At 38.4% G+C, this 10,498-nt stretch carries 10 protein-coding genes; all 10 read right to left on the bottom strand.

Annotation, left to right across the window (positions count from 1 at the left end; genetic code table 11):
* Window positions 1–966: 966 nt before the first annotated feature.
* On the bottom strand, window positions 967–1,239 hold the full coding sequence (locus tag ACMZ42_RS21590) for a hypothetical protein (RefSeq protein ID WP_370081942.1): 273 nt from the start codon (window positions 1,237–1,239) through the stop codon (window positions 967–969).
* A gap of 229 nt (window positions 1,240–1,468) precedes the next feature.
* Entirely contained in the window at window positions 1,469–2,971 is a 1,503-nt protein-coding gene (lysS, locus tag ACMZ42_RS21585) for a lysine--tRNA ligase (RefSeq protein WP_415732738.1), read from the bottom strand.
* Between the two features lie 184 nt (window positions 2,972–3,155).
* Entirely contained in the window at window positions 3,156–4,196 is a 1,041-nt protein-coding gene (gene dusB, locus ACMZ42_RS21580) for a tRNA dihydrouridine synthase DusB (protein WP_248717623.1), read from the bottom strand.
* 171 nt (window positions 4,197–4,367) lie between these two features.
* A complete protein-coding gene (gene folK, locus ACMZ42_RS21575; RefSeq protein WP_370081938.1) occupies window positions 4,368–4,889 on the bottom strand; it encodes a 2-amino-4-hydroxy-6-hydroxymethyldihydropteridine diphosphokinase in 522 nt (173 codons plus the stop codon).
* Window positions 4,886–5,254 carry a dihydroneopterin aldolase gene (gene folB, locus ACMZ42_RS21570; protein WP_370081936.1) on the bottom strand — a complete coding sequence of 123 codons (369 nt, stop codon included), beginning with the start codon at window positions 5,252–5,254 and terminating at the stop codon, window positions 4,886–4,888. Before folB ends, folK begins: the two co-directional genes overlap by 4 nt.
* Window positions 5,254–6,108, bottom strand: coding sequence for a dihydropteroate synthase (folP, locus tag ACMZ42_RS21565; RefSeq protein WP_370081934.1), 855 nt, complete (start codon window positions 6,106–6,108; stop codon window positions 5,254–5,256). Before folP ends, folB begins: the two co-directional genes overlap by 1 nt.
* A 13-nt stretch (window positions 6,109–6,121) precedes the next feature.
* Window positions 6,122–6,961: an aminodeoxychorismate lyase gene (gene pabC / locus ACMZ42_RS21560; RefSeq protein WP_415732737.1), complete on the bottom strand. Its 840-nt coding sequence runs from the start codon at window positions 6,959–6,961 to the stop codon at window positions 6,122–6,124.
* Window positions 6,962–7,543: an aminodeoxychorismate/anthranilate synthase component II gene (gene pabA / locus ACMZ42_RS21555; protein WP_370081930.1), complete on the bottom strand. Its 582-nt coding sequence runs from the start codon at window positions 7,541–7,543 to the stop codon at window positions 6,962–6,964.
* Window positions 7,540–8,949: an anthranilate synthase component I family protein gene (locus tag ACMZ42_RS21550; RefSeq protein ID WP_415732736.1), complete on the bottom strand. Its 1,410-nt coding sequence runs from the start codon at window positions 8,947–8,949 to the stop codon at window positions 7,540–7,542. The genes pabA and ACMZ42_RS21550 overlap by 4 nt, the downstream gene beginning before the upstream one ends.
* A 290-nt stretch (window positions 8,950–9,239) precedes the next feature.
* Window positions 9,240–10,169 carry a cysteine synthase A gene (gene cysK / locus ACMZ42_RS21545; RefSeq protein ID WP_370081926.1) on the bottom strand — a complete coding sequence of 310 codons (930 nt, stop codon included), beginning with the start codon at window positions 10,167–10,169 and terminating at the stop codon, window positions 9,240–9,242.
* Window positions 10,170–10,498: the final 329 nt, after the last annotated feature.

Below are 10,498 nucleotides of genomic sequence, written 5' to 3'. Positions count from 1 at the left end.
AGGATCAAACTCTCCATAAAAAGAAATTTGATTAGCTCAAATTGTTTTGCTGGCATCATGTTTGATGTCCAAAATTTTGTTTCGTTCACCAACTCTAGGTTAGTTACTAAAAACTATATTGATTACGTTTTGCTTGTTCAGTTTTCAAGGTTCATTTTGTTGTCATTTTGTTTCAACAACTTTTATAATATAACATTTTCTTGTTTTTGTTGTCAACACTTTTTTAGAAGTTTTTAACTTCTTTTCAAAAGCAGCAACTCTTATATAATATCACTCTACGATTTCAATGTCAACATCTTTATTTAATGTTTTTTTGAATCCGTTTCGTTTCTTGCGTCGTCTTAACGACAAGTAATAATTTAACACGATTTCAATACAACCGCAAGTGTTTTTTTGCTATAAAATTATCTTTTTTATAAATATAGAATTAGCGAGCTATTTTACGATTTTTCGAGCACTAAATAATTCTTATAATCTTCTAGCTATCTCTTTATTTGTTTTACTATACATCTCTTTCTCATAAATCTCAATAAAATCAATTATGCCTCGGCATAATTGCGTCCGGAATTGGCTTTTTGCTTGCACAAAGAACTCCTTGCCGATCCCGTAACATCCGCTAGAGGCTTTAACTTTCTTTCAGAAAATGCCTTTGTAGCGAAAGCGCAGCGACAGGTGTTTGGACACCTACTGAAAGATAGTTAAATAAGAAGAGTATCTATATTGGTCTTTTTTCAAGGATTCTTTCTAAAGCTTCCCTTCGTAAAGCATAAAAGATATCAAAACACATCGGAACGCACCATTACCCTAATAAATACTCAACCATGAAAAAAGGAGTCAGCGGTTCTCCTGCACCTCGACTCCTACTTATTCATGGTTGTTACTTTTTTAACTTTATTGTTCTGCTACAAATGCGGTATTCAAAATTGAAAGTTAGCTAATTAAACTTAAATCTAAAATCAACTAATTTTAATTATTTTGTTTATCAGCTACATCTAGGCACCAAGAGAAATTATCCCACGCAGAATACCAGCCGCTGAAAATTTCAGAGGAATCATCCCAACGGACATCGAATTTCTTCTGACCGTTTATATCCACTAAATATAATGTAAGAGTTGGATCTGCTTTAGAAACCGCCAATTTCATACCATGTTCAAGCTCTTCCTCAGTTAACAGAACATCTGAAACTGAGCGTACTTGTGCCTGTTCAAATACTTGTTTGTTAAAGATTTTATAATTCATTATAAGCCTCCAATAAAACTTTTGATAATGTCTATTTCTATTTAATCTGCAAATTATAGAACTCTAAAAGTATACCTTAAATTCATTCATCATTTAAATACTCTACTTAATTCTTTCTAATTTAAACTTTTAAATAGTTACTATTTCATTGCAGAAGATGCAAAACAGGAGTCTTAGTGCTTCTTCTACACCTCGACTCCTGCTTATTCAAGATAACCTTTTAAAACTATTACTTAGTAGTATGACGCATTGTTGGGAATAATAATACGTCGCGAATTGATGGTGAATTTGTAAGAAGCATGATTAAACGGTCGATACCAATACCTAATCCACCTGTTGGAGGCATACCGTATTCTAATGCTTCAATGAAATCATTGTCCATTTCGTGTGCTTCATCATTACCAGCTGCTTTTTCAGCTAACTGAGCTTCAAAGCGCTCACGTTGGTCAATTGGATCATTTAGTTCTGTAAAGGCATTTGCATGCTCACGACGGACGATAAATAGTTCGAAACGGTCTGTGAAACGCTCGTCCTCTGGGTTTTTCTTTGCTAGAGGCGAGATTTCTACTGGATGACCATAAACAAATGTAGGCTGAACAAGAGTCTCTTCAATCTTTTGCTCGAAGAACTCGTTAATAATATGCCCTACCTCATGTGTTTCTCTAACTTCTACTCCATGTTCTTTAGCAAGCGCTTGAGCTTGTTCCTTAGTCATCGGTTGCCAGAAGTCTACACCTGTAGCTTCTTTTACTGCATCTACCATATGAACTCGTTTCCAGCCTACAGCAAGATCAATTTCATCTTCACCGTATTGAACTGTAGTAGTGCCCAAAACTTCCTGAGCTACATGAGCAATAAGGTTTTCAGTTAGAGACATAATATCTTTATAATCCGCATAAGCTTCATACAGCTCTATCATTGTGAATTCAGGATTGTGGCGTGTTGAAATCCCTTCATTTCGGAAAACACGACCAATTTCATATACTTTCTCTAGTCCACCAACAATTAGACGTTTCAAATGCAGTTCGATTGCAATACGCATATATAATTCCATATCAAGCGCATTATGGTGTGTAATAAACGGACGAGCCGCCGCACCACCAGCTATTGTATGAAGCATTGGTGTTTCTACTTCTAAATATCCTGCATTATCTAAATAATTGCGAATAGCACGGATAATTTTAGAACGTGTAATGAATGTTGTTTTACTATCCTCATTCGTCATTAAATCTAAATAGCGTTGACGGTAACGTTGTTCAACATCTTGTAAGCCATGGAATTTTTCTGGCATAGGGCGTAGAGCTTTTGATAGGAATGTAAATTCTTCAGCTTTTACTGAAAGCTCTCCAACTTGTGTTCGGAATACATTACCACGAATACCTACGATATCGCCTAAGTCAGCTTGTTTAAATAATTCATATGCTTCTTCGCCAACATGATCTTGACGAACATAAATTTGAATTTGGCCACCTAAATCTTGAATATGTGCAAAGCCAGCTTTTCCTTTACCGCGTTTCGTCATAATACGACCCGCAATAATTACCTCTTGTAGGTTTTCTTCTAGCTGCTCTTTCGTTTGATCTGCAAATTGTTCACGCACTTCTGTTGATAAATGCGTGCGTTCAAAACGACTACCAAATGGATCTTGACCATTTTCTCGAATAGCCGTCATTTTTTGGCGTCTCACCAAAAGCTGATCATTTAATTCTTCTATGTTTGACACTTGTTTCACTCCTTATTAAATTGTCCGCGTTGCGTTTACGTCCATAATATTTCTATTGTACACAATTTTATTGCTGTAATCATCTGTTTCGTTTTAATTTCCATAATAGGATAAATAATTAATAATTCTAAAAATTAATGTTCCCAGAAAAATAGACGTCTCAGAACGAACAGAGAGACGTCTATTTACTGTATTAAAGAATTAATTCTTTTGCTTCTGGTACTATTAATTTAGATTCAAGCTCTTCGTAGTCTTGTACAATTCCATTTAATAGCGCACGAAGCTCTACCGCAGTTTCTGTTTGGTTAATCGCTTTACGCGCTTTACCATTACCACGAATACCTTTTAAATACCATGAAGCATGTTTACGCATTTCACGTACCGCCACACCTTCTCCTTTTAATTGCATAAGGCGTTCAAAGTGAAGCAAACACACATCAATTTTTTCGCGTACACTCGGCTCTTCCTTTAACTCACCAGTTTCAAGGTATTGAACTGTACGATAAATCATCCATGGATTGCCTAACGCAGCGCGTCCAATCATTACTGCGTCCACTCCAGTAGTATCAAGCATACGTTTTGCATCTTGAGGAGTTTCTACATCACCATTACCAAGCACAGGAATTTTTACATTTTCCTTCACTTGACGAATGAAATCCCAATTTGCTTTTCCTTCGTACATTTGTACACGTGTACGTCCATGAACAGCTACTGCTGAAGCACCAGCACGTTCGGCAGCTTGTGCGTTCTCAACAGCAAAGATATGCTCGTCATCCCAGCCAATACGCATTTTCACGCTGACAGGTTTTTTTACTGCATCTACAACAGCCGCTACCATTTCATATAATTTATTTGGATCTAAAAGTAAACGGGCGCCCGCTTCACATTTAATAATTTTATTAACTGGGCAACCCATATTAATATCGATAATATCGGCAGTTGTGTTTTCATCTACATACTTAGCCGCTTCCACTAGCGTAGCCTTATCACCACCAAAGATTTGCAATGAAAGTGGATTTTCACGCTCATCGATATAAAGCATGCCTAGTGTTTTTTCGTTCTTCTGGACAATCCCTTTATCACTAATCATTTCTGCATATACTAGCCCTGCTCCGAACTCCTTAACAGTTAAACGGAAAGCAGAGTTACAGATTCCTGCCATTGGTGCTAATACGACACGGTTGTCCATGACTATATCGCCAATTTGAAACGGCTTTTCAGTTGTCTGACTCAACGCTGTTTTCCTCCTTCTATAGGTTTTCACCTATTCCATATATCAATCGTTAATGCTACGCAAATCAATTATGCCTCGGCATGATGGCATCCGAATTTGGCTTTGTGCTTAGGCTTGCTGATGTTATAGGCAGTCACTACACCAGTTATCTTTGACCACTGGATTAAAAACTTAATTAACAGTCTGCATAATTTTCAGCTCTGCTGATGCTCGCCATAAAGTTACGCCTTCCTCTTCACAATTCATCTGCTGCATTGTATCATGTGCCCTTTGCAGTTGTTGTCCAACTGGTGCAGGTGTAATTTCTATTAGTGGAACTAATACGAAAGCTCGCTCATACATTCTTGGATGTGGAACAATTAAGCTCTCTGTTTCAACATTTTCATGATTGTAGAGTAGAATGTCAAGGTCTATGATTCGAGGGCCCCATCGAAATTCACGAACACGCCCAAGTTCGCTTTCAACCCATTGGCAAATGTTCAGCATTTCGGAAGATGAGTAACTCGTTTTAATATGAACAGCAATATTTAAAAAATCTGCTTGGTCCGTGTAGCCTACAGCAGCTGTTTCATAAACAGAAGAAATGTGTACAACTTCAATTTCCTCTTTGCCCTTTAAAAGAGTAACAGCATGTTGTAGGTTTTCAAATCGATCTCCCATATTTGTACCGATTGATAAATACACATCATTCATTCGTAATCACCTCTCGTGATCTCTACCGATACTTCTTTATAATAGCCATGGATTGGTGGATCTGGTTTAATAAGCTCCACGCGAACTCCCTTAACCTTTTCTGAGTATGTCTCTAAAATACTGTTTGCTATTTTGGATACAAGCGCTTCAATAAGCTTGAAAGGCTCTCCTTCTACAATATCACGGCATAACGCATAAACCTCTGCATAGTTCACCGTATGATTTAAGTCATCCGTCTCTCCAGCCTTTGTCATATCTACAGCAAGTGAAACATTGGCACGGAAGCGTTGGCCAAGTGTTGTTTCCGCTGCTAAAACGCCATGATAGCCGTAAAACTGCATGTCCTTTAAATGAATATAGTCCATCACGCTTCCTCCTTATAAGTACGCTTACCAACTAAAACATCAGCCATATGTGTAGATCGTGCCATTTCCTTTACATCATGCACACGAATCATATGGCAGCCTTTTTCAATACCGTAAACAACTGTTGCCCCTGTACCTTCTATACGCTCCTCAACAGGCAACTTTAAGACATTACCAATCATTGATTTACGTGAAGTCGCTAGCAAAACAGGATAACCCATTGCTACTAAATCATCTAAATGCTTCATCATTTCTATATTTTGAGCAGTAGTCTTCGCAAAGCCTATGCCTGGATCTAAAATAATATGATTGTCTGGTATACCTGCATTCCGAGCAATAGCAATACTCTTCTCTAAGTCAGCCTTTGCCGTCATCCAGAAATCAGCACCGTAATTAGTGTTGTCTCGATTATGCATTAAAATAATCGGTACATTTAAATCTGCAGCAACTTGAGCGATCTCGGGTTCAGCTTGCGCTCCCCAAATATCATTAATAATATGTGCACCAGCTTCAATAGCTGCACGAGCTACGTTCGCTTTATACGTATCAACCGATATAACTGCTGGCACTTCAGCTACTAAAGCTTGAATAACTGGTACAATTCGTGCAATTTCATCTTCATCGGAAATACGTTCATAACCTGGGCGTGTTGATTCTCCGCCAACATCAATAATTTTAGCGCCCTCAGCTACCATTTTTTTCGCTTGAGCAACTGCAGCTTCTACGTTATTGTACTTTCCTCCATCTGAAAATGAATCCGGTGTGACATTTAAAATACCCATCACAAAAGTTTCTGCTGTATAGTCTAACGTGATCCCGTTAATAGTTAATGGTGTTGTATATTTTTCTAGCATGTTAACTCTCCTTCTATTCTTGTTCCACTTCATTGACAAATACTTCATGTAAACGCGAATAAACAGGCCCTTTATTGCCTAATAACTGCTTGCTCTCTAATTTAAGAATTGGAACAAGCTCTTGTACAGAGTTAGTAATAAAGCACTCTGAACTTTGCTCTACATCCTCTTTAGTAAAGAAGCCTTCTTTTACCTTAATCCCTAGAGATTGTGCTCGCTCAACTACCCACGCTCGGATAATACCAGGTAAAATACCCGTCTCTAAGGAAGGCGTATATAGTATATCATCTTTCACCCAAAAGATATTTGATGTTACACCTTCAGCAACAAAGCCATTTTCCGTTAAAAAGAAGCCTTCTTGTTGTGCCAAAGATGGCATCTCAAAACGCCCAAGAACGTTATTGCCATAATGGTGCGATTTCACTCGAAGCCCTTTTTCAGGCGTATTACGCGGTGTTACAAGCCATTGTGCGTTTTTTTCCATACCTCGAGGTGTATCATGTAATTCTTTGCGAAAAACAATAACATTCGGTTGTCTATATTCAGTAGGCTGTAAACCGATACTATGCTCTCCAGCTGAGACATTTATTCGGAAATATCCATCCTGCCCATCAGCTTGTTCATTTAATTGCTGAGCAACATTAAGTAAATCCTCTTCAGTATACGGCATATGAATACGATATTGAGAAAGCGTGGTTTGCAACCTCTCCATATGTGCTTCCCAACAAAATACCTTACCCTTATACGTTCGAAACGTTTCAAAAAAGCCTAATCCGTATAAAAATCCATGATCAAATGGTGAAATGCGCAAGTCCTGCGCCGCTATGTAGTCTCCATTCATCCAGCACAGCATTTACTTCGCTCCCTCAACATACAAATCTATAAACTGGCGTAGAAGCTTTTTACCTTGCTCCGTCATAATCGATTCAGGATGATATTGCACTCCCTCAATTGGATAGTCTTTATGACGAACGCCCATAATTTCACCTTCTTCTGTCCATGCTGTCACTTCAAAACATGCCGGTAACGTTTCCTTTTCTACAATTAAGGAGTGGTAACGAGTAGCTGCAAATGGATTTGGCATCCCCTTATGCAAACCTATTTCAGCATGTAGTACCGGTGATGTTTTACCATGCATCAAACGTTCAGCTCGTATAACATTCCCCCCGAATACTTGAGCAATAGCTTGATGGCCAAGGCAAACGCCTAAAATCGGAATATTTCCCGCGAAATACTTAATAATGTTCAGGCTTTCACCCGCTTCATTCGGGCTACATGGCCCCGGAGAAATGACAATCATATCTGGTGCAAGCTGCTCAATATCTTTCACCGTTAATACATCGTTTCTTTTGACCACTAATTCATGTCCAAATTCCCCAAAATATTGTACAAGGTTATACGTAAAAGAATCGTAGTTATCAATCATTAAAATCATTTTGCTCGCTCCTCTGCCATTGCCTTTGCCTGCCACATCGCCTTCGCTTTATTTAAAGATTCTAGGTATTCTATTTCCGGAACAGAATCAATAACAATTCCTGCGCCTGCCTGAATATGCGCTACTCCATCTTTAACAAATGCTGTACGAATAACAATATTAAATTCCATATCACCTGTGAAGCCTAGCCAGCCAATTGAACCCGTATATAACCCTCGTCTTACAGGTTCTAATTCTTCAATAATCTCCATCGTACGAATTTTAGGTGCACCTGTTATTGTTCCTCCTGGGAACATGGCACGGATAACGTCTGCATTCGTTTTCCCTTCAGCTATTTCTCCTCGTACATTAGAAACAATGTGCATCACGTGTGAATAACGTTCAATCACCATGAACTCATCTACTTCAACCGTCCCATATGTAGATACTCTCCCTAAATCATTGCGCTCTAAATCAACAAGCATTACATGTTCAGCGCGTTCCTTTTCGTTATCGATCAATTCTTGCGCTAAAGCTAAATCCTCAGCCTCGGATTTACCTCTTGGTCGTGTACCAGCGATTGGTCGAGTAGACAACTCCTTACCATGACGCTTCACCAAAAGCTCAGGTGAACCAGAAACGACAGTAAAATCCGGCGCTTCTATATAAGCCATGTAAGGTGAAGGATTAAATGCACGTAATGCTTCATATACATCCATTGCAGTTGCGTTTAATTTTTTTGATTGACGTACCGACAAATTCACTTGAAATACATCACCTTGCGCTATGTATGTTTGGATTTTACTTACTGCTTCCTCAAAGGCAGTCCCAGCAAAAGATACTAACAATTCACTTTCGTCATTTACTATTTCGACAGCATTTGTTTTTTCAAATTTACGTGTAAGCAGTCCTTCTTGTGCGGCCTCTTGCCACACATTAGCCCATTCTTCCAAATCCACACTACAGTCTGTTAGCTTCATAAGCGTTACTTTATTTGTTTTCACATCGTGTACTGCCCAGCAATCAAAAATATAAAAATAGATATCTGGTATATGTAAATCATCTACAGCAGTATTCTGTAACGCTTCAATTTTACGAGCGTAATCGTATGAAACAAACCCGATAGCACCACCTTGAAAAACAGGAAGGTCCGAACTATATGCAATGTGATAGTTCTCCACTAATTTCTCTAACAAAGCAAGAGGTTCACCATTTAAATTTTCAGTCTCACCATTTCTCCAATTTACAAGTAAACCATTCTCGATTGATTGTGCTATAGCTAGCGGATTCCAAGCAGCTATTGTAAAATTCCCTCCGCGTCCACTTTCTAAAAATACATGTGCTTGTTCTGCTTCAGTTTGCTTCTTATAACTATAAAAAAACGAGTCTGCATCCATCGTTATTGTTTTCGTCCGTATTGTCTTCAAGTTGCTATTCCCCTTTAAGTCATATGATGTGATTCCATCTTAACTTGAATATTGCCTGGAAGCGAATATTTTTCAATAGCCACGTAAAATTTAATTACCGAATGTTTTTACATCAGATCGGTGATGAACAAATATGCTAAAACGCTCATTTACATCCGAAGCAACAGTACGCACTCCACCTCTTTTGCGAACGAAATACCTCGTAATCCATAACTTGAAAATAGAATAAGATTCTTTAACAAATAAAAAAGACTCCTCGTTAAAGGAGCCTTTACGTTCAAATAATTGGATTAGTCTTCAAATTGATATAAAGGTGTTGATAAGTAACGTTCCCCATTAGAAGGTACGATTGCAAGAACATTCGAGCCCTTACCTAAACGTTTTGCTGCTTCAATCGCAACATGAATAGCTGCACCTGATGAAATACCGCATAAGATACCTTCTTCACGTGCTACTTTACGAGCTACCTCGAAAGCAATTTCATTTTCAACTGGGAATACAGAAGAATACACATCTGTATCTAACACTTCAGGTACGAAGCCAGCTCCGATACCTTGAATTTTATGAGGCCCTGGTTGACCGCCAGAAAGTACTGGTGAATCTTTTGGCTCAACAGCAATAATTTCAATCTCTGGATACTTCTCTTTTAGCACAGCACCCGCACCCGTAATTGTACCACCTGTACCAACACCAGCAACAAATGCATCTAATTTTAAACCTTCAAATGCTTCTACAATTTCCGGACCAGTTGTTAAACGGTGAACAACTGCATTAGCTGGGTTCGTGAATTGTTGTGGTAAGAAGTAGCCATGTTCAGCAGCTAATTCCTCCGCCTTAGAAATTGCACCTTTCATACCTGCTGGTCCAGGTGTTAACACAAGCTCTGCACCATATGCACGTAATAAGTTACGACGCTCTAGGCTCATTGTTTCCGGCATTACTAAAATCGCTTTATAGCCTTTAGCAGCAGCAATCATCGCTAGACCAATACCAGTGTTACCAGAAGTAGGTTCAATAATTGTACCACCAGACTTTAATGTACCGTCTTTTTCAGCCGCTTCAATCATCGCTAAAGCTAAACGATCTTTCACTGAGCTACCCGGGTTAAAATATTCTAATTTTACATAAACAGTACCTTCGTTTTCACCTGTTGCATGATTTAATTTAACAATTGGCGTTTTACCAACTAATTCAGCTACTGAGTTTGCTAATCTACTCATTTATCAATCCACTCCTAATCCCTACTAATTTTATAGGTTTTACTTATTTTTGATTTTATCAATTTTACCATTCGATTGTCAATAAATATAACTTATATTTTCAGAATATTTATTACTTCGCCTTGTTCGTAATAACGTCAAAAGTTATTGGCTTTGCGAATGAAGGGAAACAAAAATCTGCTCAATATCCCGAAGTGGCCATTACTCTGTTGACGCTAAACGTCTGCAGGGTTTCCCTGGCTCACTTTTCCCGCAGATATCTTGCAGATTTTTCAACTTCTTTCAGCAAATGTCTTTTGTACCGAAAGCGTAGCGACAGGTACAAATGT

It is taken from the genome of Lysinibacillus sp. NPDC056185 (assembly GCF_047737915.1).
GTDB lineage: Bacteria > Bacillota > Bacilli > Bacillales_A > Planococcaceae > Lysinibacillus.
The sequence above is the reverse complement of the archived record's forward strand: the minus strand, read 5'-3'. Positions and strand labels throughout refer to the sequence as shown.